Here is a 24,895-nt window from a genome sequence, read left to right on the forward strand (position 1 = left end):
GGTGACGTTAATGATTCTTGCTGAGGCCCTCACCATAGATACGCTTTGACCGAACGAAATGTTTCAAATTCAAGCAGGAATAACCTACCAAAATAAACCTGTCCCTTTTTGGCAGGTTTTCTTCAACAAAAAAGACCCGCTCCCCTGTTGGGAAGCGGGTCTTTGGAAGGACGGTTAACGTACTAGGAAATTACTCCTCGTCGTTGTCCTTGGCCTCTTCGGCGTCGTCGGTGTCCACGAGCTGGTTGAGCAGCTCATCGAGAGAAGCCATGTCCTCGTTGATGGCACCGTTGGCGGGAGCCTTCTTGTCGTCGATCGGGGCGCCCAGGAGCTCCTCGTCGGCGTCGGCGTGATGCGTCGGAGCGGAGGTACCCAGCAGGATATCGTCCGGACCGTCGGGGCTAAAGACCATCTGCAGCAGCTGCGAGAGGTCTTCCTCGTCGGCAACGTCGTCGTTGTTCTCGAGGATGTAGAGCAGATCGTGGGCCTCGAGGCCGTCACGGAGCTCCTCGATCGCCTTGGCACCGATGCCATCGATGCGCAGCAGATCCTCCTCGGACTTGCCAACCAGGTCGCCAACCGTCTCGATGCCGACCTCGCTGAACTTGTTGGTCCAGCGCTGTGACACGCCCAGGTCGTCGAACAGGTACAGACGAGCCTTCTCGGCGGAGATGGTGTGGCCGTTGCGGGTGAACGAACCGTCAGCACCACCGAACTCGTCGTAGCCGGCCCAGTCGAGCTGCTGCGGGAGCTGCTCGTCCAGGTCCTTGAGTTCCACAGGAGCCCACTCGGGCAGCGACTTGGCGTTGGGCGAAGCCGGGCCGTCGATGTCCACGTAGCCGTCGGCCGTGCGATACGTCAGCTTGGCGTTGGCGTACGGCTTGAGGCCGGTACCGGCCGGGATCTTCTTACCGACGATGACGTTGGACTTAAGGTCGAGCAGGTGGTCGACCTTGCCCTCGATGGCAGCCTCGGTAAGGACGCCGGCGGTACGGATGAACGAAGCGCTCGACAGCCAGGAGTCGATGTTGGACGCGACCTTGAGCGTACCCAGGATGACGGGCTCGGCCACAGGAGCCTGACCGCCCAGACGGGCAACGCGCTCGACCTCGTCGGCGAACTCGTAGCGGTCGACGTACTGACCAAGCAGGTACTTGGAATCGCCGGGGTTGGTGATCTGAACGCGACGCAGCATCTGACGTGCGAGCACCTCGATGTGCTTGTCGTTCAGGTCGACGCCCTGGCTGGTGTAGACGTCCTTGACGCTCTCGACGAAGGTGTGCATCGTCGACTCGATGTCGGTCAGCTTACGCAGGTTGCGGAAGTTGACGAAGCCCTTGGTGATCTGGTCGCCGGCGCGAACCTCGCAGCCGTCCTCGATCTCGGGCATAAAGCGCACCGAAGCGGGGACGCGACGCTCGTCGAGGACACGGGTGTGATCCTCGGAGTCGGTGAGCGTCAGCACGTACTCGGACTTCTCGGGCTTAATCGAGAGGTGGCCGGAGTACGGAGCCAGCTCGGCCTCGCGACCCAGAATCTTCTCGTTGACGTTGCCGACGATATCGAACATACGGCTGACCGTAGGCAGACCCTGCGTAATATCGTCGACGCCAGCGACGCCGCCGGAGTGAATGGTACGCATCGTAAGCTGCGTACCGGGCTCGCCGATGGACTGGGCGGCAATAATGCCGACCGCGGTACCGATGGCGACCGGACGACGGGTGGAAAGATCCCAGCCGTAGCACTTCTGGCACACGCCGTACTTGGAGCGGCAGGTGAGCAGCGCGCGGAGCTTGACCTTCTTGAGGCCGGCATCGACCATCTTCTGGATGTCAGCGACCTTCTCGATGTAGCCGTCCTGCTCAAAGAGCACGGTGCCATCGGGAGCCACGACGTCCTCGATGAAGCAACGGCCGACAAGGTCGGTGTTGAGGTCGGTGGTGCCGGGGATGATGAGGTTGTAGGTAACGCCCTCGTGCGTACCGCAGTCCTCCTCGCGGACGATGACGTCCTGGGCCACGTCGACCAGACGACGGGTCAGATAACCAGAGTCCGAGGTGTGGGATGCGGTATCGACCAGGCCCTTACGGGCGCCGTAGGTCGAAATGAAGTACTCGAGCGGCAGCAGGCCCTCGCGGAAGTTCGCCTTAATGGGAAGGTCGATCGTCTCGCCGGACATGTCTGCCATCAGGCCACGCATGCCGCCGAGCTGACGCAGCTGGGTCTTAGAACCACGGGCGCCGGAGTCGGCCATCATGTAGAGCGGGTTCTCCTCGTCGAACATGTCGAGCATGAGCGCTGCGACCTTATCGGTACAATCGGTCCACTCGTTAACGACTTCGATGTGGCGCTCCGTCTCGTTGATGAAGCCCTCCTCGAAGTACTCGTTGATCTGGTCGACGTTGGCCTGGGCGCGATCGAGCAGCTCCTGCTTCTCGGCAGGGATGAGAGCGTCCCACACCGAGATGGTGAGGCCGGCGCGGGTAGCGTAGTGGAAGCCGGAGTACTTGATGGCGTCGAGGATCGGGCCGACCTTGGCCTCGGGGTAACGATCGCAGCAGTCGGCAACCAGCTTAGCCACGTCGCCCTTGACCATCTTGTAGTTCATGAACTCATAGTCTTCGGGCAGGCACTGGCGGTTGAAGATGATGCGGCCGATAGACGTCTCGAAGCGCGCGGTCTTGTTGCCGGTGACATCGTAGTCGACAAACTCGTTCTTGCCGTTCTTGACGCGGAAGATACGGGTGCCGTCCTCGTTGATGACGTTGGCATCGGCAGCGGACACGCGGACCTGGATCTTGGCCTGCATGTCGACCTCGGAGCGGCAGTCATAGGCGTGCAGCGCGTCGTCGAAGCTCGAGAACACGTGGTTCTCGCCCGGCAGACCCTCGCGAACCTGGGTGAGGTAGTACACACCGATGATCATGTCCTGCGAGGGGATGTTGACCGGCTTGCCGGATGCCGGCGAGCGCAGGTTGTTCGCAGAGAGCATGAGCACGCGAGCCTCGGCCTGAGCCTGGCTGGACAGCGGCACGTGGACAGACATCTGGTCGCCGTCGAAGTCGGCGTTGAAGGGCGAGCAGACCAGCGGATGCAGGTGGATAGCCTTGCCCTCGACCAGCACCGGCTCAAAGGCCTGGATGGACAGACGGTGCAGGGTCGGTGCACGGTTGAGCAGCACGACGCGGCCGTCGATGACCTCTTCGAGGATGTCCCACACAAAGGTGGCACCGCGGTCGATAGCGCGCTTGGCGCCCTTGATGTTCTCGACCTTGCCAAGCTCGACCAGGCGCTTCATGACGAAGGGCTTGAAAAGCTCCAGCGCCATGGTCTTGGGCAGACCGCACTGGTGCAGCAGCAGCTTGGGGTCGGTAACGATAACCGAACGGCCGGAGTAGTCGACACGCTTACCCAGCAGGTTCTGACGGAAACGGCCCTGCTTGCCCTTGAGGGCCTCGGCGAGCGACTTGAGCGGGCGACCGCCACGGCCAGAGACCGGGCGACCACGACGGCCGTTGTCGAACAGGGCGTCCACGGACTCCTGGAGCATGCGCTTCTCGTTGTTCACGATGATCGCAGGGGCGTCCAGGTCGAGCAGGCGCTTGAGTCGGTTGTTACGGTTGATCACGCGACGATACAGGTCGTTGAGGTCGGACGCGGCGAAGCGGCCGCCGTCGAGCTGGACCATCGGGCGCAGATCGGGCGGAATGACCGGGATGACGTCCAGGATCATGTTCGCGGGGCTGTTGCCGCCCTTCAGGAAGGCGTCAACGACCTCAAGGCGCTTGACGGCCTTCTCGCGCTTCTGCTTCTGGGAATCCTCGTCGGCGATGATGGCCTTGAGCTTCTCGGCCTCGGAGGGGAGGTCGATGGCAGCGAGCAGGTCGCGGACGGCCTCGGCACCCATACCACCCTTGAAGTACATGGAGTAGTAACGGGTCATCTCGCGGAACAGCGGCTCATCGGAGATGAGGTCGCGCTCGGTGAGCTTCATGAAGGCGTTGAAGGCGTCCGTGCGGAGCTGCTTCTCGTCCTTGCACTCTTCCTCGATGTCGACGATGCCGGAGGCGATCTCCTCGGGGGTCAGCGGCTCCTCGTCGGAGAACTCGTCAAAGTTCTCGGGGTCGCCCTGCTCCTTGAGGGACTCGATCTGGCGAGCGCACTCGGCATCGATCTCTTCCAGATCGGCGGCGAGTTCCTCGCGCAGGTCGTCGGCGTCGGCCTCGCGAGCCTCGTAGTCAACCTCGGTGATGATGTAGCTGGCAAAGTACAGAACCTTCTCGAGGTCCTTGGACTTGATGTCGAGCATACGGCTCATCGGGAAGCTCGTGGGGCTCTTGAAGTACCAGATGTGGGACACGGGAGCGGCGAGCTCGATGTGGCCCATGCGGTCGCGACGCACCTTGGCCGAGGTGACCTCGACGCCGCAGCGCTCGCAGACGATGCCCTTAAAGCGGATGCCCTTGTACTTGCCGCAGGAGCACTCCCAGTCCTTGGCGGGACCGAAGATCTTCTCGCAGAACAGGCCGTCCTTCTCGGGCTTGAGGGTACGGTAATTGATGGTCTCCGGCTTCTTGACCTCACCGTGCGACCAGGAACGGATCTGGTCGGCGGAGGCAAGGGAGATCTTTACCGAGTCAAAATCAGTAGCTTCGAAATCTGCCACAGTCAACTACTCCTTATCAGTGGTCGTGGCGGCGACAGCCTCGGGTGCCTCGGCGGTCTCGGCATCCTGGGCCTCGACGTCGGCGTCAACGCCGGCGAGCGCAGCCAGGTCGTCGAGAGCAGAGGTCTCCTCGGCGGTCACAGGGGCGGAGGCGTCCTCGTCGGCATCGTGCATGGGCTCGATGTCCAGTGCGAGGGAGCGAATCTCCTTGACGAGAACCTTGAAAGACTCGGGGATACCCGGGACAGGAACGTTCTCGCCCTTGACGATGGACTCGTAGGTCTTGACGCGGCCCACGGTATCGTCGGACTTGACGGTCAGGATCTCCTGCAGGACGTTGGACGCACCGTACGCGTACAGTGCCCAAACTTCCATCTCGCCGAAGCGCTGGCCGCCGAACTGGGCCTTGCCGCCCAGAGGCTGCTGGGTAACCAAGCTGTAAGGGCCGGTCGAACGGGCGTGAATCTTGTCGTCGACCATGTGGCCGAGCTTGAGGATGTAGGACGTACCCACGGTAATGGGCTCGCGGAACTCCTCGCCGGTGCGGCCGTCGAACAGACGGGTCTTGCCGCGCTCGTCAAGCTGGGTGACGAACTCGGGACGCATGTGATCGCCAAAGGCAGCGGTGGCCTTGTTGAGCATGTTCTTGTTGGCACGACGAATGACCTCGGCGATCTCGTCCTCCTTGGCGCCGTCGAAGACAGGCGTGGCGGTGAAGAACGGACCGGGGACGTACTTGTCGGAGTCGGCCTGCTCGGTATCCCAACCGCAGGCAGCAGCCCAGCCAAGGTGGCACTCGAGCAGCTGGCCGACGTTCATACGCGAAGGAACGCCCAGCGGGTTGAGGATAACGTCGATCGGGGTACCGTCAGCCATGTAGGGCATGTCCTCGACCGGCAGAACGTTACAGATAACACCCTTGTTGCCGTGGCGGCCGGCGATCTTATCGCCCTGCTGGATCTTACGACGCTGGGCGACGTAGACGCGCACCTGCTCGTTGACGCCGGGGGCCAGGTCGTCGCCGTTCTCGCGGCTAAAGCGGACGACGTCGATGACGCGGCCGTAAGCGCCGTGAGGCATCTTAAGGGAGGTGTCGCGGACGTCGTGGGCCTTGGCACCGAAGATGGCGCGCAGCAGGCGCTCCTCGGCGGTCAGAGCGCTCTCGCCCTTAGGCGTGACCTTGCCGACCAGAATGTCGCCAGGGCCGACCTCGGCGCCGATACGGATGATGCCGTCCTCGTCGAGGTTGGCAAGCATGTCCTCGGAGAGGTTCGGGATCTCGCGGGTGATTTCCTCGGGGCCGAGCTTGGTGTCGCGGGCATCGATCTCGTGACGGGTGATGTTGATGGTCGTCAGCAGGTCCTCGGCCACCAGGCGCTCGGACACGACGATACCGTCCTCGTAGTTAAAGCCTTCCCACGGCATGTATGCCACGGTGAGGTTCTGACCCAGTGCGAGCTCGCCATGATCGGTCGAAGGACCGTCAGCCAGGGGCTCGCCCTGCTCAACGGTGTCACCGACGCGCACGAGCGGACGGTGGTTGATGCAGGTGGACTGGTTGGAGCGCTGGTACTTGGCCAGGTGATACTCGTCCATGCCGCCGGCATGCTTGACGATGATCTTGGCGGCGTCGGCAAAGATGACCTCGCCGGCGTTCTTGGCCAGGGTGACCTCGCCGGAGTCCAGAGCGGCGCGGCGCTCCATGCCGGTACCGACATAGGGAGCGGCGGGGTGAACCAGCGGCACGGCCTGACGCTGCATGTTAGCGCCCATCAGCGTACGCTTTGCGTCGTCGTGCTCGAGGAACGGAATCAGCGTGGCTGCGACGGAGAGCATCTGACGCGGCGAGACGTCCATATAGTCAACGTCCTCGACGGGCACGTCGGCGGGAGCGCCGAAGGAGCCGTCGAAGTCGCGGGTACGGGCGATCACGGTGTGCGGGCGGACAAGCTTGCCCTCGGCATCGGTCGTGATGAACTCGTTGGTCTTGGGATCGAGCGGCGTGTTGGCCGGCGCGATGACGTGCTTCTCTTCCTCGTCAGCGGTCATCCAGTCGATCTGGTCGGTGGCAACGCCGTTCTCGACGCGACGGAACGGAGCCTCGATGAAGCCGTACTCGTTGACGCGGGCGTAGAGGGCGAGCGAGCCGATCAGGCCGATGTTGGGGCCTTCGGGGGTCTCGATCGGGCACATGCGGCTGTAGTGCGAGTTGTGAACGTCGCGGACGGCCGTCGGCACGTTGGTGCGGCGGCTGGAGCCGGACTTGTGGCCGGCAAGACCACCAGGGCCGAGTGCGCTCAGACGGCGCTTGTGGGTCAGACCGGTCAGGGGGTTCGCCTGGTCCATGAACTGCGAGAGCTGCGAGGAACCGAAGAACTCCTTGATGGAGGCCACGATCGGGCGGATGTTGATGAGCGACTGCGGGGTGATCTCGTCAATGTCCTGGGAGCTCATGCGCTCACGGACGACGCGCTCCATACGGCTCATGCCGATACGGAACTGGTTGGCGACGAGCTCGCCGACGGTGCGGATACGGCGGTTGCCAAAGTGGTCGATGTCGTCGACCTTGAAGCCCTGCTCGCCGGCAGCGAGGGACAGCAGGTAGCGCAGCGTCGCGACGATATCCTCGTCGGTGAGCACCGTGACCTCTTCCTCGGTGGTGAGGTTGAGCTTCTTGTTGACCTTGTAACGACCGACGCGGGCCAGGTCGTAGCGCTGCGGGTTAAAGAGCAGACCCTCGAGCAGGCTGCGGGAAGCGTCCACGGTGGGAGGCTCACCCGGGCGCAGACGACGGTAGATCTCGATGAGGGCGTCCTCGCGAGTGAGGGCGGTGTCGCGCTCCAGGGTACGCTTGATCACATCGGAGTTGCCGAGCAGCTCGATGATGTCGTCGTTGGTGACGGCGATGCCAAGGGCGCGCAGGAACATCGTGGCGCTCTGCTTGCGCTTACGGTCGATGGAGACCATGAGCTGGTCGCGCTTGTCGACCTCAAACTCAAGCCAGGCACCGCGGGACGGGATGATCTGGGCCTTGTAGATTTGCTTGCCCGAATCCATCTCGGAGCTGTAGTACACGCCCGGGGAGCGGACGAGCTGCGAGACGACGATACGCTCGGTACCGTTGATGATGAAGGTGCCCTGATCGGTCATCATGGGGAAGTCGCCCATAAAGACGAGCTGCTCCTTGATCTCGCCGGTCTCCTTGTTGGTGAGACGGACGTCGGTCAGAAGCGGGGCCTGATAGGTCATGTCCTTCTCGCGGCACTCCTCGACGGTGTGCGCGGGGTCGCCGAACTGATGCTCGCCGAAGGTAACCTCGAGAACATGGTTCTGGCTCTGGATGGGGCTGGATTCCTTGAACGCCTCACGAAGGCCCTCGTCCTTAAAACGCTCAAAGGATTCCCTTTGAACAGAGATAAGGTTGGGGAGCTCCATGGCCTCCGGGATTTTCCCGAAGCTGACGCGCTTGCGCTCAGTGGCAGTGTATGCGTAGGTCACCAGGTTTTTCCTCCTTCACGGAAATGCTCGGTGGGTTGGCGAGGCATAGCTTCGCCAGTTATCGCAACCTAATAGTTTATCAGGTACCGACCGTTGGGCAAGAAAAGCCTTGACGCGATTGAGTTTTTGGAGTAGCAAAGTTTTTCGACAGAAAATGCGCAGGTAGATGCATGTATATCGAACACCTGTTCATATATTTTCTGTGAACAGAGAGTCGGCAATCGCAGCTCTTATAAAAAACGGGCGCGAACCGAGGTCCGCGCCCGTAAATGTCGATGCCCGAAGGCTTACTTGCGCATCAATCCGCCGCGCTCGTCGATGGCGTCCCAGAAGGCACTGGCAAAGCGGGGGTCACTTGCAGCCATGAGGGCGTTGGTGGCCATCCAGCCAGAGGGAGTGCCGGTGTCGTAGCCCGACAGCGGGTCGATGACGACGGCATACATGGCCTCGCGATCGAGCGAACGGGCCATTGCGTCGGTGAGCTGGATCTCGCCGCCCTTGCCGGCCTGCTGATCTGCCAGCAGGTCCATGACCAGCGGGCTCAGCAGATAGCGGCCGACGATGTACAGGTTGGACGGAGCAGCCTCGGGAGCGGGCTTCTCGACCAGACCGCCGATGCGCCAGACAGCGCCCGGCTCGGCATCGGCAACGCCCTCGGCGCCCTCGAGCGAACCGACGCGCTCGCCGGCGATAACGCCGTAGCGGCTGACTTCCTCGGGCGAGCAAGCAGCGACGGCGATAACCGAAGCGCCACCGTGCTCCTTGGAAACGGCGAGCATCTTGTCGCAGATGTCGCGGTTAGGCACAACGTAGTCGCCCAGAAGAACCAGGAAGTTCTCCCCTGCCACGGCGTCGGCAGCAGAGCGGATAGCATGGCCGAGGCCCTTGGGCTCGTACTGATAACGGAAGTCGACCGGCATACCGCCAGCGTGGGCGACGGCATCGGCATAGGCGTTCTTGCCGCGCTCGCGCAGCAGGTTCTCGAGCGAGCGATCGGGCTGGAAGTAGTTCAGCAGCTCGGGCTTGCCGGGAGAAGTAACGATGATGGCATCGTCGACCTCCTCGGGGTCGAGCGCCTCCTCGACGACATACTGAATGACGGGCTTGTCGAGCACCGGCAGCATCTCTTTGGGCGTGCACTTGGTGCCAGGCAGAAAACGCGTGCCAAGACCGGCGGCGGGGATGATTGCCTTCATGTTATTCAAAGATCCTTTCGCAGGCGCAAAAGCGCCCCATGCGTGCGGCACACAGCCGCAGACCAAATTGCGATACCTAAGCATCTTACCGCTGGAACTATATGTCGCTACAAGGCAGAGACAATTCTTCAGCAGGTCAACGCAAATTATTGCTCGAATGGTGCAATTTTATTGCCCAACGGCAGGGTGCCCGATACGACGCAAATCACAGAACATGGCAGTTTGAGCTACCGATGTCGAGGGAGCGAAAAACAAAAAAGACGGGGCTCGCAATGCGAACCCCGTCTGCAAAGAAATCTGGCGAGAAAGCCTGATTACTTGAGGGTGACAGCAGCGCCAGCAGCCTCGAGCTTCTCCTTGGCAGCCTCGGCGTCCTCCTTCTTGGCACCCTCGAGAACAGCCTTGGGAGCGCCCTCGACGACCTCCTTGGCCTCCTTCAGGCCAAGGTTGGTGAGCTCACGGACGGCCTTGATGACCTGGATCTTGTTGTCGCCGAAGCCCTCGAGCACGACGTCAAACTCGGTCTTCTCCTCGGCCTCAGCAGCGCCAGCAGCGGGAGCGGCGACAACAGCGGCAGGAGCAGCGGCGGAAACGCCGAAGGTGTCCTCGATAGCCTTGACGAGCTCGGAAGCCTCGAGAAGGGTCATTTCCTTAAGAGCATCGATGATCTCATCGGTGGTAAGCTTAGCCATTTCTAAGTCCTTTCGGTTTCCGTGTCTGTGCACGGAGATCAGTTAAAACACAGCGCGAATGCGCCAGGGGTGCGGCGTTGCCGCCGCGGGTGAAAACAGCAACTAGGCTGCCTTCTGCTCGGAGACCTGCTGGATCGAACGAGCGAGACCAGAGGAAACGCCGTTGACGCAGACAGCGATGTCGCGAGCGAAACCGGAGATGAGACCGGCGATCTGGCCGAGAAGCTGATCCTTGGTGGGCAGCTCGGCGATAGCCTTAACATCATCAGCGGAAACGGCCTTGCCGTCGGAGATACCGCCCTTGATCTCAAGGACGCCCTTGGACTTAGCGGAGAAGTCCTTAAGGGCCTTAGCGGCCTCGACCGGCTCGGACTCGTAGAACACATAAGCGACGGGGCCGGCGAGGATCTCGTCGAGCTCGGGCTGCTCCTGGTTCTTGAGAGCGATCTTGACCAGGTTGTTCTTGTAGACCTTCATCTCGGCGCCGCACTCGCGAAGCTGATGACGCAGCTCCTGAGCCTGCTTAACCGTCAGACCGTTGTAGTTGACGACGAACAGACCGGCGTTCTCGGCGATACGGGACTCGATCTCTGCAACCTTGTCGATTTTGTACTGCTGGGGCATGAATTACACCTCCTCGAATTCTTTCCGGGCACGGTCCGCCACAAGGACGTGACGGGGGCATGTCCAAAAAGAAAGCCCCCGCGCTGCATGAGCGACGGGGGCGAGAAGACATATCTACTCGACCACCTCGGCTGGCGGGAAGTCCCATTAAGCTCGCGGGTAAGACCCGTTTGCGCCGGCTGTCTCTGGCAGCGGATTCGTGCGTGAACCGAAAGTATTATGGCGGGGACCCTGGCGTCGGTCAACGGAAAACCGGGCTGCACACAATTCCACCATCCGGCACGCTCCGCCGAAGGCCAGGCGCAAGGTTTCCGCTCGGTCAGGTCCTGGGCTCGCTCGGAAAGCACATTAAGTGCTTTCCGGCTCGTGCGGAATCTACGGAAACCTTGCGCCTGGCCTTCGGCGGCGCGTGCCTGCGTTGACTTTGGGCAGCCCGGGTTTTCGTTGGCTGACGCCACCACTCATAATGCTTGGGTCGGTGGGCTGATGCGTTGCGTCCCGTTGGGCTATAAGGTTGAAATGAAGGTGGACAGGCGATTTAGGCCTTCGTCCAGATCTTGGTCGGAGACGCAGTAGCTGAGGCGGATGTGGCCTTCGGTGCCGAAACAGTCGCCCGGGACTAGGGCTACGTTGGCCTCTTTGATGGCTTTGATGCAGAAGCCCTCGCTGGTTAGGCCGAACTTTTTGATGCTCGGGAAAGTGTAGAAGGCTCCTGCGGGCTCTACTACGTCGAGGCCCATGGCGTCTAAGGCTGCGAGTACGCGTTCGCGGCGGGCCCGGTAGACTTCGAGCATGGGGGTTGGGTCGACGGTGAGGGCTCGGGCTGCGGCGTCCATCTCGAAGGAGACGGCGCTCGATACTAGGTATTGGTGGGCCTTTGCGATCTCGGCGATGACGGGGGCTGCCGCTGCGAGCCAGCCCAAGCGCCAGCCGGTCATGGCCCAGGGTTTGGAGAAGCTCTCGATGACTACTGTCTGCTCGCGTAGCTCCGGGTGGCACTGGGCAAAGCGCTCGTAGCCATCCACATAGACCAGGCGGTTGTATACGTCGTCGCAGACCACGTAGATGCCCGCCTGCTCTGCCACGTGTGCCACGGCGTCGAGAGACGCCGCGTTGAGGATGCAACCCGTGGGATTGTTGGGCGAGCAGATGACGATGGCCTTGGTCGCTGGCGTCACGCAGGCACGAAGCGCCTCCTCATCAATCTGGAATTGCGCAGGCTCCGTATCCAAAAAGACCGCTTTGGCGTGGTTGGCCACGACGATGCTCTCGTACAGGCCAAAGGCCGGCGTGGGGATGATGACCTCGTCGCCGGGGTTGAGCATAGCCATGAATGTTGCCGACAGGGCCTCGGTCGCGCCGTCGGTTAGGATGACCTCGTCAGCCGAAAACGTAAGGCCCGCGTCCCCCATGTAGGCAGATAACGCCTCACGCAGGGCGGGGCGACCGTTGTTGGGCGGATAGTGCGTGTCACCGCGGTCCAGTGCGGCGGTCACCTCGGCACTAATCACATCGGGCGTGGGAAAATCGGGCTCGCCAAGCGCAAGCGCGATGCACCCCGGGTGCTGGGCGGCGAGCGCGTTGATCCGGCGGATACCGGAGGGCTTGAGTGTGGCAAGCGAGGTATTCATGGACAGTCGCATGGCTTTCCTTTCGTAAGGGTTGCACTAGGATAGCGCGACGTGGCGCCGCCAGACGGTGTAACCTAAACGGAAACCAACCGGAAAGGAGGCGGCATGGAGACGACCGCACGCGGCGATGCACCAAAAACGTTGCAGACCATTGCGTATATCAGCATTCCCAATAGCGCCGATCTTGATTTTTTGCTCTGGGACCTGCAGGATGCCATCGCCGCCTATGCTCAGCTTTCCGGCACTGTACTCCCCCGCCCAGTCGGCTCGAAGGCAAATGACGCCGGCAGCGTTGCCGATGGCATCGTGCTGGCCATTGAAGACGTGGCTGACGATGAGACGTTGACAGCTATCGAGCAGGCGCTTGAGCGCTTTGGCAGTACGGGAGCGCGTGTCTATGCCGTGATTCGAGCCGCACAACGGGGCGCTGAGCAGGCGCGTGGGACCACCGTTCGCCTGCACAAGGCATGTGAGCGCCATGACCAATTGTGGTGTGGCGGCGTTGCCATCTGCGCCGGCAGCGGCATCGCAGCGCTTCGCCATTCCCCACGTATGGGCCTCTTGCGCCGACCGTTTTCTGAGGCCATGGACAAGCTCGTGGGCGCCGTTCGTATGGGGTGTTCCGTCGAACACGCGCAGAAGCTCGGCGGCGCCGCAACGGGTGGCGTCGACACCGACGGCATGGTGCGCGCCACGCCTGCACTGCCCACACCGATCTGGCACGCCGTTATGAGGCATCTTGCCGAGCACTCAAACTGCTAAATCGAAAAAGCCTGCCAATCAGCGGCGCCGCTCCACCGCTCAACAAGCCGCTCCAGACGCCATGTCGCATTGGCGGGACTTGTCGAGGGCAGGACGATGGCAGGCAGCCCCGTCCGATCCTGCAAGTAGCGTTTGTAGAGTCGCCCTGCCGTGCCGCCGTTACAGACAACGGCCTCGATCGGCGCGGCATCGGTAATGCGCTCGATATGTGCCGGCACAACGTTGCGGATGCTTGCGTCGCTCGAGCCCTTAATGTCGCAGCTCTCAATCACATCCCACAGGGCCACGCCACCGTTCAACAGCATGGATCGCTTGGCGGCAATGGAGGCATCGAGCGTCGCGGGCTCACCGCTTGCCAAAGGATCGCCCTCGTTGGGCGGCACAGGCATACCGAGGCACGTGGCCATCACACGCCAAAAGCGATTCTGAGGGTTGCCGTAATAAAAGGCATTGGCGCGCGAAAGCACCGAGGGAAACGACCCCAGCACCAAAACGCGCGAGCGCTCGTCAAACACGGGTTCAAACCCATGCTCAATATGTTGATAGCCCTCGTCAGACACGGCCATGGTCTAGGCTCTCAACAGATAGCGCACCTCGTAGGGTGCAAGCTCAAGGGTGCCCGTCAGCTCGACCGTGGGCGCATCGTCGGCAAGCAGGTCGACAAAGGACCCGTTGAGCTCGCCGGCGCCAAAGGTGCAAGGCTCGCCCACGGCGTTCACCGCCACGAGCACCGTCGCGTCGTCGCAGGCGCGCTCGAACAGCAGCTGCTTGTTCTGGATCACCACGTTGCGATAGGCACCGTAGTTGAGGGCGCGCGCCGCCGCATCGTCTGTCGAGCGCAAGTGCGCGAGCTGCTTGACAAATGCCGTCAGCTCGTTGGGCGCAGGCTCATCGAGCGCAGGACGCAGCGCCCAATCGCCATCGGGGCCGCCCTTTTCGCCGGCAATCCCCCACTCGCTGCCGTAGTAGAGGCACGGAATGCCCGGCATACCAAAGAGCATGCCGTAGGCGGGGCGCAGGCAGGACTTGTCGGTAAGGATGCTCGCCAGGCGCGGCACATCGTGGTTGTCGACAAACGACAGCAGATGCTTGCCACGATAAATGCACCACGGGTCACCGCCAAACTGGCGATGCAGCGAGTGGGCAATCTCGAACATGTTGACCGAGTTAAAGCTGGAGTACAGGCCCTTGTAACACTCGTAGTTGGTGCAGGAGTCGAGCATCTCGTCGTTGACGATCTGGTTGTAGTCGCCGTGGAGCGTCTCGCCGATCAGCACAAAGTCGGGCTTGAGCTCACGGGTAAAAGTATGCAGGCGGCGCATAAAATCGCGATCGAGCATATAGGCGACGTCCAGGCGCAGGCCGTCGATGCCAAAGACCTCGGCCCAGCGACGCACGGACTCAAGCAGGTAATCGACCACGGCGGGGTTTTGCAGGTTGAGTTTCACAAGCTCAAAATGGCCTTCCCAACCCTCGTACCAAAAGCCGTCGCCGTAGCAGGAGTCGCCGTCAAAGCTAATGTGGAACCAATCCTTGTAGGGCGAGTCCCACTTACGCTCCTGCACATCGCGGAAGGCCCAAAAACCGCGGCCGACGTGGTTGAAGACGGCATCGAGCACCACGCGGATGCCATGGGCATGCAGTGTGTCGCACACGGCGGCAAAGTCGACATCCCCACCCAGGCGGCGGTCGATATGGCGCAGGCTGCGCGTATCGTAGCCGTGGCTATCGGACTCGAGCGGCGGGTTGATGAGCACAGTGCCAACGCCGAGTTCCTGCAGGTAGTCGGCCCATTGGGCAATCTTCATGATGGGGGCATCGGGGCTGGGTGCAGTGCCGGCAGCTTGAGAGAGTTCGTCCTCGGCAACGGGTGCGGCATTCTCACGCGGAGCTCCGCAAAAGCCCAGCGGATAAATCTGGTAGAACGTCGTCTCGTATGCCCACATAGCAACCTCCCGGTAAGCTCAACATAACGACATCCATTGTATGTCCAGCTTGTATCCTCTCCCCCAAAATAAGTTGCGGTGGAATAGTTCCTGCCTGGGCCTTCAGAGGCCTTAAACAGGAACTATTCCACCGCAACTGATGAGGGGACGTGATTAGGCGACGGGCCTTGCGCGGCGTATGGCCGGGAACAGCACGGTGATGGCGAGGATGACGCCCACGACGGCAATCGCCCCGCCCGCGAAGCCGATCCAAGCGATACCGGGACCCGAAACCACGGCGCCGCCGATTGCGGTGCCCGTGCCAATACCGAGGTTAAACAGGCCCGAGAAGATCGACATGGCGACGGCCGACGAATCTGCCGACGTGCACTTGATGAGCTCGGCCTGAAACGCCACGTTAAAGGCCGTGGCGCAGCAACCCCACAGTGCGCAGACGGCAAGCACTGTCACGAGCGACGATGCGGCCGGCCCCATGAGCAGCAGGGCCACCGGCACGCCGGAGAGCGTGATAGCCAAGAACGGGAAGCGATGCCCATCGAACAGGCGGCCAAACAGCCAGCTTCCGAGCAAACCAGAGCAGCCAAACGCCGTCAGCGTCATGGTAATGGCGCCCGCATCGACGTGCGCGACCTGCGCCAGGAAGGGCTCGATATAGCTGTAGCTTGCGTAATAGCCGGTCGCCATGAAGACCGTGACTGCGTAGAGCGCGATGAGGAGCGGGTTCTTGAGCAGCTCGGGCAGCTGTTTGACAGTAAAGCGCTCACCCGCCGGCATGGCCGGGAACACCGCTGCCTGGTAGACGACCGCGATGGCTGAGAGGCCCCCGACCACGGCAAACGTCATGCGCCAGCCCACGGCCAAGCCAATGGCGCGACCGAGCGGCAGGCCAAAGATCTGCGCGATGGACGAGCCCGTAGCAATCATGCTGATGGCGAGCGCGCCGTGGCGAGTGTCGACCAGGCGCGAGGCCATAATCGAGGCGACTGACCAGAACACGGCATGTGCGCAAGCGACCACCAGGCGCGCGCAGACCAGGATGGGATAGGTCGGCGCCACGGCGGACAGGAACTGACCGAGCGAGAACACGGCCAGCACGCCCAGCAGCATCCGCTTGAACTCAAAGCGCGAGGCGAACACCATGAGCGGCAGCGACAGCAGCATGACGCCCCAGGCATAGACCGAGATCATGATGCCCGCCTGGGCCTCGGTGAGCGAGAACGACGCGGCGATATCAGTCAAAAGGCCAATGGGCATAAACTCCGACGTGTTGAACACGAACGCACAGCAGGTGAGCCCGACGAGTGGGAGCCACTGCTTGAGCGTGATGCCGTCTTGCCTTGCCTGACTCATATATAACATCTCCAATCATTTTGAGCGGAGGCGATTATATAGCAACGGTCCCGCATCCGTCAGTAACGGACACGGGACCGAAACAATTCGATACACAGAGGTTGCGCCGTCAATAAATAACTAAGCCAACCCCAGTAATATGCCCGCCGAATGCACGACAAACGCCACGATCCAGGCGACCGTCACTTGAAACGCGAACACGGCAACGGCATAGCGTGCGCCCAACTCGCTCCTGACGGCGCCGATGGCCGCCACGCAGGGCGGGTACAGCAACGTAAAGACCAGGAACACGTAAGCGGTAAACGGCGAAAACATGGTCGACAGTGCCGCGGGCGAGGTCGCGCCCAAAAGCACGGTGAGGGTCGAGATGACACTCTCCTTGGCGATAAGTCCGGTGACGAGCGCCGTGGATGCGCGCCAATCGCCAAAGCCAAGCGGCGCCAGCGCCGGCGCGATGATGCTGCCGAGGCCCGCAAGCAGGCTTTGCGACTGATCGGCGACCACGTTAAAGCGGATGTCGAACGTCTGAAGGAACCAGATGACCACGGTCGCGGCAAAGATAATGGTAAAGGCCTTGGTGATGAAGTCCTTGGCCTTATCCCATGCCAACATCACCGTCGTCTTGACGCTCGGCAGGCGGTAATTGGGAAGCTCCATGATAAACGGCACCGGGTCGCCCTTAAATGCAGTGCGGTTGAGCACCAAAGCCGCGATGCAGCCGACCACGATACCGATCAGATAGAGCGAGACCATGGCGGGGACCGTCGCCTGCGGGAAAAACGCCCCGCACAGCAAGCCGTAAACAGGCAACTTGGCTGAGCAGCTCATAAACGGCGTGAGCATGACCGTCATCTTGCGGTCGTGCTCGGATGGGAGCGTACGGGTCGACATGATAGCCGGCACGGTGCAGCCAAAACCGACGAGCATGGGCACGAAGCTGCGGCCCGACAGGCCAAAGCGACGCAGCACCTTATCCATGACAAAGGCCACGCGCGCCATGTATCCGGAGTCTTCCAGAATGGAGAGGAACAAAAAGAGCACGACGATAATCGGCAGAAAGGTCAGCACGCTGCCCACACCCGTAAGCACGCCGTCGACAGCCAGCGAGCGCACCACGTCGTTGGTACCGAACGCCTTGAGGCCCGCATCGGCCGAGGCGATGATGGTAGCGATACCGTCCTCCATGAGTCCCTGCAACGCCGCGCCGATCACGCCAAACGTCAGCCAAAAGACGAGGCCCATGATCACCAGAAACGCCGGAATGGCTGTGTAACGACCTGTCAGGATGCGGTCAATCTTGACGGAGCGCACGTGCTCGCGGCTCTCGTGCGGCTTGACGACGCAACGCCCGCACACGTCGCCGATAAAGCTAAAGCGCATGTCAGCCAGCGCAGACAGGCGGTCGGTGCCGGCCTCGCCCTCCATCTGGGTGATGATGTGCTCGATAGCGTCGAGCTCGTTGCGATCCAGGTGAAGCGCCTCGGTCACCAGCTCGTCGCCCTCAACCAGCTTGGTCGCCGCAAAGCGCACCGGGATGTGCGCCGTCACGGCATGGTCCTCGATCAGGTTAGCAATACCGTGGATGCAGCGATGCAGCGCACCGCCGTCCGGACCGTCGGGCGCGCAAAAGTCCAGGCGACCGGGGCGCTCGCGGAACCGCGCCACGTGCAAGGCATGATCCACCAACTCGCCGATACCCTCGTTGCGGGCAGCGCTAATGGGAACAACGGGCACGCCCAACAGGCTCTCGAGCAGGTTGACGTCCACGGCGCCGCCGTTGGCGGTCACCTCGTCCATCATGTTGAGCGCAATGACCATAGGACGGTCGAGCTCCATGAGCTGCAGTGTCAGGTACAGGTTACGCTCGATGTTGGTGGCGTCAATGATGTCGATGATGGCATCCGGGCGCTCGTCGAGGATGAACTGACGACTCACGACCTCTTCGCCTGTGTACGGCGACAGGGAGTAAATGCCAGGCAGGTCGGTAACGCTTGCCTCGGGATGGTTGCGGATGGTGCCATCTTTGCGGTCGACCGTCACGCCGGGAAAGTTACCGACGTGCTGATTGGAGCCCGTCAGCTGGTTGAATAACGTGGTCTTGCCGCAGTTTTGGTTGCCGGCGAGGGCAAAGTGCAGCGGCGCGCCCTCTGGCACGGCCGTCTTTGCCGCACGGGGCGAATACGTCCCCTCGCCCAGGGCCGGATGCTCCGTCGTGCCGATTGCGGCGTTAGCGCGCGGACCCGTATCGGTGTCGTGAATACCCACGAGCTCGATGCGAGCGGCATCGTCCTTACGCAGTGTCAACTCGTAGCCACGCAGGCGAATCTCGAGCGGGTCGCCCATGGGGGCATACTTCATCATGGTGACTTCGGTGCCCGGCGTTAGACCCATGTCCAAAATATGCTGTCGGAGTGCCTGATCGTCCGATGCCACCGATGCGACAACGGCGTCCTTTCCAATCTCGAGTGTATCGAGCTTCACGTCCGTGTTCCTCCCCCGGCGCCCGCAGGGCGTTGTATTTATGTTCACCATGGCTAACCGTTTGCCATGGCTAACCAATTTTAAACTTACATGATAGCGTGAACACACAACGACGTTCAATCGACAGATTGCTGCAAGGAACGTCCCCAAGTGCCGGCACAAAAGGAACGTCCCCGAGTGCCAAGTACCGCAAGAGTGTCCCTTTCGACTAGTCGCTTAAGAACGTCCCCAATGACTACCTACGCCAAGCCCTTGACAGCTAGGACGATGCCGATGTCTTGGAACCGACGGCGAAAGCCCGCCAGGGCGAGCAAGGTGCCTTGAAACGAGGCGGCATTGACCTTCTGGTCATGCCGCCGAAGTTGAAAGGCAGATTGCCGCCCTGGCGGGCTTGCAGCGTCAAGTGGTTACGGCGTTTGGTAAAACGCCGTAACTAAAACCCGTGGCGCTCCAGGAAGCGGAAGGCTAGGCGGATCCAGGGACGGACCGCCACCTGCTTGTCCTCGTTGTCGACCGCGGTGTTGGCGTTGCCGAGCGAAAGGCCGTGACCACCCTGGTCGAAGACGTGCATCTCGCATGCAACGCCCTCCTCGGCCATGCGCTGCGCAAACGGGTAGACCTGCGCGATCGGTGCCGTCTTGTCGTCGGACACGCCCCACACAAAGGTCGGTGGCATCTGACGCGAAACATGCGTGGTGGGGCAGATGTCGGCCAGATGCTCGTCAGTTGCCTCGCCGCCCGTCACCATCGACAGGTAGTCGTTGAGCAAATCGCGCCCCGTCTTGCCGCCCGTCTTGGGCACACGCAAGTCAATGCGCGGATCGCGCGTCTGCATGTCGCGCACATAGGCAAAGTCGAGCAATGGATAGCCCAGCACCACGGCATCGGGACGAATGTCGTCCGGACGCGCCCCGGCAAGTGCCGCAAAGGGGCCGGTCTTCCACTGTGTTGCCAGCGAGGCGCAAATCATGCCGCCAGCAGAAAAGCCCACGACGCACACGCGCTTAGGATCGACATGCCACTCGTCGGCGTTGGCGCGCACCGTGGCGACCATCTTGGCAAGATCTGCCTGGGGGTGCGGAAAGCTCACGTCACCCGTAGAACTCGTGACATAGTTGAGCACAAAGGCCTGGTAACCGTGATCCAAAAACGCAAACGCCACAGGATCCTGCTCGTGCGGAGCGATATGCGTAAACCCGCCTCCGCCGCAGATGATCACCGCGGGGCGGCGGCCATTCGGTTTATCGGGCAACGGCTCGGCACCCAAATACGTAAACGTCGCCGGATAATCCTCGGTCGGCTCCTCGCCCCACAGCGCATGGTTCTCGACAATCATATGTGCTCCCTTCGCGCAAATTATGCGCCCTTGTTTTTCGCCTTCAAGCGTACCCCACTTGAACCCGTGGCGCAGAAACACTCCGGCAATAAGTTTCCCTTCAACTGATATATCACATAATCCCAGTTCAGAGGTATCGTTGAGCAGCGTAGAATAGGGGCGTTGACCAAGCCGCGAAACACATGTGAAACGTTTCCGGCAAACCAAACGCGCGATATGCGCCTATTTAAGTTGGAGGCAACTATGGGTCTGCTCGATTCGCTTAAGTCCACCTTCACCTCGACCGGCGAGGCGTCCGTTCCGCCCGCAGCAAGCTTCGCTACCCGCGAAGGCGTCATCTATGCCCCCGTCAACGGCGTGCTCGTCAACCTGAACGAGGTTCCCGACGAGACGATCGCCTCGGGCATGCTTGGCCAGGGCTATGGCATCGAGCCCATTACCGGCACCATCTATGCGCCCGCCAACGGCCGCATCGGTGCCACCACTGTCACCAACCACTCCATCGGCATGATCACCGAGGACGGCCTGCGCGTGTTCATCCATGTTGGCCTGGGCACCGTGGAAATGAACGGCAAGGGTTTTGCCCGCTTTGTCGAGATGGGCGATGTGGTCAAGGCAGGCCAGCCGCTCATCAGCTTCGACCGCGAGGCCATTAAGGCCGCTGGTCACGAGGACATCGTGACCGTCATCGTCTCCGAGCTCGATCGTCTTAAGAGCATCGACCATGTCGGCGAGTCTGGAACGCTTATCGGCGGCAACCCGCTCGTCAAGCTTGGCGACCCGCTGCTGGTTGCCAAGACCAAGTAGCCAGGCCCCACGCCACACAGCCAAAAGGCACCTCGTCAAGCGCCCGCGACCATTTGGCCGCGGGCGCTTTTCGTTTGAAAAACCATCCCGCCAATGCTTTATCTGTATAGCTCAAATGAGCCGAGCTGCTAGAATATCGAACTGTATGGATAACTATCATTCAACCGTTATGGGAGGATACGTGAACCGCACCAAAATCGCGCAGCTCTATGCCGATGCCGAGTCGCTCGGCGGCCAGACCGTCACCGTCGCCGGCTGGGTCAAGTCCGTCCGCGACATGAAGAACTTTGGCTTTGTTACGCTCAACGACGGCAGCTGCTTCCGCGACCTGCAGATCGTCATGAACCGCGAGGCACTCGACAACTACGACGAGATCGCCCATCAAAACGTCTCGGCCGCACTCATTTGCACCGGCACCGTCAAGCTGACCCCCGATGCGCCCCAGCCTTTCGAGCTTTCTGCCACCTCCATCGAGGTCGAGGGCACGAGCGCCCCGGATTACCCGCTGCAGAAGAAGCGCGCAACCGTCGAGTTCCTGCGCACCCAGCAGCACCTGCGCCCGCGCACCAACCTGTTCCGCGCCGTGTTCCGCATCCGCTCTGTCGCGGCTGCCGCCATCCACCGCTTCTTCCAGGAGCAGGGCTTTGTCTACGTCAACACCCCCATCATCACCACGAGTGACTGCGAGGGCGCCGGCGAGATGTTCCGCGTGACCACGCTCGACCCCAAAAATCCGCCCCTCACCGAGTCCGGCGAGGTCGACTGGAGCCAGGACTTCTTTGGCAAGCATGCAAGCCTCACCGTGTCCGGCCAGCTCAATGCCGAGAACTTTGCCATGGCCTTTGGCGACGTGTACACCTTTGGCCCCACCTTCCGTGCCGAGAACTCCAACACCACGCGCCACGCCGCCGAGTTTTGGATGATCGAGCCCGAGATGGCCTTTGCCGATCTTAACGACTACATGGATAACGCCGAGGCCATGCTCAAGTATGTCCTCAAAGACGTCATGGCAACCTGCCCCGACGAGCTCAATATGCTCAACAAGTTTGTGGACAAGGGTCTGCTCGAGCGCCTGGACCATGTCGCCAACTCCGACTTTGCCCGCGTCACCTATACCGAGGCCGTCGAGATCCTGGAGCAGGCAGTCGCTGCTGGCCACCAGTTTGATTACCCCGTCAGCTGGGGCATCGACCTGCAAACCGAGCACGAGCGTTTCCTGACCGAGGAACACTTTAAGCGACCGACTTTTGTGACCGACTACCCGGCCGAGATCAAGGCCTTCTACATGCGCATGAACGACGACGGCAAGACCGTCGCCGCCGCCGACTGCCTGGTGCCGGGCATCGGCGAGATCATCGGTGGCTCCCAGCGCGAGGAGCGCCTGGATCTGCTCGAGGCCCGCATCAAGAACCTGGGCATGAATCCCGAGCAGTACAAGTACTACCTTGACCTGCGCCGCTACGGTTCCTGCAAGCACGCCGGCTACGGTCTGGGCTTCGAGCGCTTGGTCATGTATCTGACCGGCGTGGGCAACATCCGCGACGTCCTGCCGCACCCGCGCACCGTGGGCAACGCCGACTTCTAATCGTCGGACGCTAGCTCGCGTCGCCACACGCCAACGCTCATCGCACAAGCGTCTCTCGACATCGGTCGAGAGGCGCTTTTTTCAACAGCATCCGACAAGCTTTTGGCAAGTTTTTGGTCAGTTGAGCAGGGCTGTTGAAAACTCGACCCGCCGTTTGCCGACGACTACCGACCGCCCAGAGCGCCCTGCGCCCCTGGGAAAGCCCCGCGTCCTAGGCTCCATACCGTCGCCACCCAAAACGGAAAGGACGTGGGCACGATGACCGAAGCCGCTGTTGAAACCTACGACACCACGACGAGAGGCGCCGCCTCGATGGCAGCCTATCGCGCCGTTCGCATCCTGCAACTATTAAGCGAAAACACTGGCGAGGACAAGGCCATGCTTTCCGATGAGTTGATCCGGCGCCTCGCCCATCCCGACGACCCCGCCCGCATGCCCATCTCGGCGGCGCGGCGCAGCATCTACACCGCCATCTCCGCGCTTCGCCATGCCGGATACGAAATTGAGTACAAACGCGGCGTGGGCTACAAACTTCTTACCCGTCCGCTCGCCGACGAAGAGATCATCCGGCTCCACGGTATGGTCATGCGCAACCGCTCCACGCCTATCGCTATCCGCAAGAGCATGGCGCAGCACTTAGTTGCCATGGCGAGTGCCGACGTTCGCGGCTACCTCGATACACCCGAACCCGTTCCGAGCGCAGTCAGCAAGGCTACCAAGGCAACACGCACGCCCATCAAGCGCATCGACACGTGCGAGCTCGTCGAGCAGGCCATCGACCACGGAGCCACGGTGAGTTTTGATATTTCGAGCGTCACGACGCGTGGCGAAATCGAAGCAGCACGGATGACACTCCGTCCCTTTGCCATCAGGCAGCGCGATGGCATCTCGCATCTGCTGGGAACGGTCTACGACGCCCGAGGCGCCGATGACACGTTGCGTACCGTAGAGATTGGCCGAATGAGAAACGTCACCACACGTCTCCTCGACGGCAAGAAGCTCTTCGCCGCCCTAGACGAGGACGACGCCTCCTCCGCCGCATAAGACCCTCCGCCGCCCATTCGACTACCCGTACCGCCCATCCGATTCTGTATTAAAAAACCCGCCAGGCTGTTGTAAAAATGGACATCAGCGCTACTATAGTTCCACTTGCACTTTGTCCCAGTGCAGTGTTTCCAGCCATTTTTATACTGGGGGTAATGATATGAAGGACATCACCATCAGTCGCAGGAGCCTTCTGGTCTCCGCCGGCCTGCTCGCGCTCGCCCCGCTCGCCGGATGCGGCGGCAACTCTGGTTCCGGCTCTGCTGCCGCCGGTTCCGACTACACCATCGGCGTTCTGCAGCTCACCGAGCACTCCGCACTCGATGCCGCCAACGACGGCTTTGTCAAGGCCATCAAGGAGAGCGGCCTTAAGGTCAAGATCGACCAGAAGAACGCCCAGAACGACCAGTCCACGTGTAAGTCCATTGCCGACAAGTTTGTGGGCGACAACGTCAACCTGATTTATGCCATCGCCACGCCCGCCGCGCAGGCTGCCGCCGGCGCCACGGCCGATATCCCCATCGTGGGCTGTGCCATCACCGACTACGCCGCCTCCGGCCTGGTCCAGGACAACGACAAGCCGGGCACCAACGTCACGGGCGCTTCCGACCTCACCCCGGTCGCCGAGCAGCTCGAGATGATGCAGAAGGTCCTGCCCGACGTTAAAAAGGTCGGCCTGCTCTACTGCACCGCCGAGTCCAACTCCGACGTCCAGATCAAGGCCGCCAAGAAGGAGCTCGACAAGCTGGGCCTCGAGTACACCGATTTCACCGTCTCGAGCTCCAACGAGATTCAGTCCGTCGTCGAGTCTGCCGTGGGCAAGGTCGACGCGCTGTACTCCCCCACCGACAACACCATCGCCGCGGGCGCCTCGCAGGTGGGCCAGATCTGCAAGGAGAACAAGCTTCCCTTCGTGACTGGCGAGGAGGGCATGTGCATGGCCGGCGGCCTGTTCACCCTCTCCATCAACTATGAGGACCTGGGCTACGCCGCGGGCGAGATGGCCGTTAAGATCCTGAAGGGCGAGGCCAAGCCCGAAGACATGCCTATCAAGCACCTCTCGAGCAAGGACCTGGTCGTCGTCAAGAACGACGAGATGGCCGAGGCGCTGGGCATCGACCTTTCCGCTCTGGACGCGTAATGCCATACGCGGCATGCGTCTAGAGCCCGTGCTCGCGCTTTAGCCGCGTTATTCAATATCTGAGCCACAGGGGCGGGCGCTGTAGACCGGCGTCCGCCCTGCTTGTTTCAGGTAAAACAAAACATCCGTCCGCAGC

16 protein-coding genes are annotated in these 24,895 nt (G+C 61.5%); 5 read left to right on the plus strand and 11 right to left on the minus strand.

Annotated features, from left to right (window positions below; all coding sequences use genetic code 11):
• Nucleotides 1–190: 190 nt before the first annotated feature.
• From AAAX72_RS01740 to AAAX72_RS01765, 6 genes are all read right to left on the minus strand, one after another.
• Entirely contained in the window at nucleotides 191–4,666 is a 4,476-nt protein-coding gene (locus AAAX72_RS01740; protein ID WP_349128767.1) for a DNA-directed RNA polymerase subunit beta', read from the minus strand.
• Nucleotides 4,667–4,672: 6 nt separating this feature from the next.
• Complete coding sequence (locus tag AAAX72_RS01745; protein WP_271738607.1) at nucleotides 4,673–8,164, minus strand: DNA-directed RNA polymerase subunit beta; 3,492 nt, start codon at nucleotides 8,162–8,164, stop codon at nucleotides 4,673–4,675.
• 287 nt (nucleotides 8,165–8,451) lie between these two features.
• On the minus strand, nucleotides 8,452–9,360 hold the full coding sequence (locus AAAX72_RS01750; RefSeq protein WP_117637621.1) for a UTP--glucose-1-phosphate uridylyltransferase: 909 nt from the start codon (nucleotides 9,358–9,360) through the stop codon (nucleotides 8,452–8,454).
• Between the two features lie 314 nt (nucleotides 9,361–9,674).
• On the minus strand, nucleotides 9,675–10,052 hold the full coding sequence (rplL, locus tag AAAX72_RS01755) for a 50S ribosomal protein L7/L12 (RefSeq protein ID WP_006235005.1): 378 nt from the start codon (nucleotides 10,050–10,052) through the stop codon (nucleotides 9,675–9,677).
• A 102-nt stretch (nucleotides 10,053–10,154) separates the two neighbouring features.
• Nucleotides 10,155–10,676: a 50S ribosomal protein L10 gene (rplJ, locus tag AAAX72_RS01760; RefSeq protein ID WP_006235004.1), complete on the minus strand. Its 522-nt coding sequence runs from the start codon at nucleotides 10,674–10,676 to the stop codon at nucleotides 10,155–10,157.
• A gap of 506 nt (nucleotides 10,677–11,182) precedes the next feature.
• A complete protein-coding gene (locus AAAX72_RS01765) occupies nucleotides 11,183–12,319 on the minus strand; it encodes an aminotransferase class I/II-fold pyridoxal phosphate-dependent enzyme (RefSeq protein WP_349128769.1) in 1,137 nt (378 codons plus the stop codon).
• 93 nt (nucleotides 12,320–12,412) lie between these two features.
• Here AAAX72_RS01765 and AAAX72_RS01770 point away from each other — a divergent pair, with 93 nt between their 5' ends.
• Complete coding sequence (locus AAAX72_RS01770) at nucleotides 12,413–13,069, plus strand: hypothetical protein (RefSeq protein ID WP_349128770.1); 657 nt, start codon at nucleotides 12,413–12,415, stop codon at nucleotides 13,067–13,069.
• On the opposite strand, the gene AAAX72_RS01775 is transcribed toward AAAX72_RS01770, so the two are convergent.
• The 5 genes from AAAX72_RS01775 to AAAX72_RS01795 all read right to left on the minus strand — a co-directional run bounded on the left by AAAX72_RS01775 (nucleotide 13,066) and on the right by AAAX72_RS01795 (nucleotide 20,182).
• A complete protein-coding gene (locus AAAX72_RS01775; RefSeq protein WP_349128771.1) occupies nucleotides 13,066–13,635 on the minus strand; it encodes a uracil-DNA glycosylase family protein in 570 nt (189 codons plus the stop codon). The two genes, AAAX72_RS01770 and AAAX72_RS01775, sit on opposite strands and share 4 nt — an antisense overlap.
• Nucleotides 13,636–13,638: 3 nt before the next feature.
• On the minus strand, nucleotides 13,639–15,015 hold the full coding sequence (locus tag AAAX72_RS01780; protein WP_349128772.1) for an alpha-amylase family glycosyl hydrolase: 1,377 nt from the start codon (nucleotides 15,013–15,015) through the stop codon (nucleotides 13,639–13,641).
• Nucleotides 15,016–15,168: 153 nt separating this feature from the next.
• The gene (locus tag AAAX72_RS01785; protein ID WP_349128773.1) at nucleotides 15,169–16,365 is read right to left on the minus strand and encodes an MFS transporter; all 1,197 of its coding nucleotides are present in this window, start codon (nucleotides 16,363–16,365) and stop codon (nucleotides 15,169–15,171) included.
• Between the two features lie 120 nt (nucleotides 16,366–16,485).
• Nucleotides 16,486–18,897, minus strand: coding sequence for a ferrous iron transport protein B (gene feoB, locus AAAX72_RS01790; protein ID WP_349128774.1), 2,412 nt, complete (start codon nucleotides 18,895–18,897; stop codon nucleotides 16,486–16,488).
• A gap of 382 nt (nucleotides 18,898–19,279) precedes the next feature.
• Nucleotides 19,280–20,182 carry an alpha/beta hydrolase gene (locus AAAX72_RS01795; protein WP_138374759.1) on the minus strand — a complete coding sequence of 301 codons (903 nt, stop codon included), beginning with the start codon at nucleotides 20,180–20,182 and terminating at the stop codon, nucleotides 19,280–19,282.
• Nucleotides 20,183–20,425: 243 nt separating this feature from the next.
• On the opposite strand from AAAX72_RS01795, the gene AAAX72_RS01800 reads away from it, so the two are divergent.
• The 4 genes from AAAX72_RS01800 (at nucleotide 20,426) to AAAX72_RS01815 (ending at nucleotide 24,759) form a co-directional block, all read left to right on the plus strand.
• Nucleotides 20,426–20,989: a PTS glucose transporter subunit IIA gene (locus AAAX72_RS01800; RefSeq protein WP_040359007.1), complete on the plus strand. Its 564-nt coding sequence runs from the start codon at nucleotides 20,426–20,428 to the stop codon at nucleotides 20,987–20,989.
• Nucleotides 20,990–21,170: 181 nt separating this feature from the next.
• Nucleotides 21,171–22,574, plus strand: coding sequence for an asparagine--tRNA ligase (gene asnS / locus AAAX72_RS01805; protein ID WP_349128776.1), 1,404 nt, complete (start codon nucleotides 21,171–21,173; stop codon nucleotides 22,572–22,574).
• A gap of 258 nt (nucleotides 22,575–22,832) precedes the next feature.
• On the plus strand, nucleotides 22,833–23,618 hold the full coding sequence (locus tag AAAX72_RS01810) for a hypothetical protein (protein ID WP_349128778.1): 786 nt from the start codon (nucleotides 22,833–22,835) through the stop codon (nucleotides 23,616–23,618).
• Nucleotides 23,619–23,778: 160 nt separating this feature from the next.
• Nucleotides 23,779–24,759 (plus strand): ABC transporter substrate-binding protein, encoded by a 981-nt coding sequence (locus AAAX72_RS01815; RefSeq protein WP_022093885.1) that lies wholly within the window; start codon nucleotides 23,779–23,781, stop codon nucleotides 24,757–24,759.
• Nucleotides 24,760–24,895 lie beyond the last annotated feature (136 nt).

Source organism: Collinsella sp. CLA-ER-H8, assembly GCF_040092335.1.
In the GTDB taxonomy this organism is placed as follows: Bacteria; Actinomycetota; Coriobacteriia; order Coriobacteriales; family Coriobacteriaceae; genus Collinsella.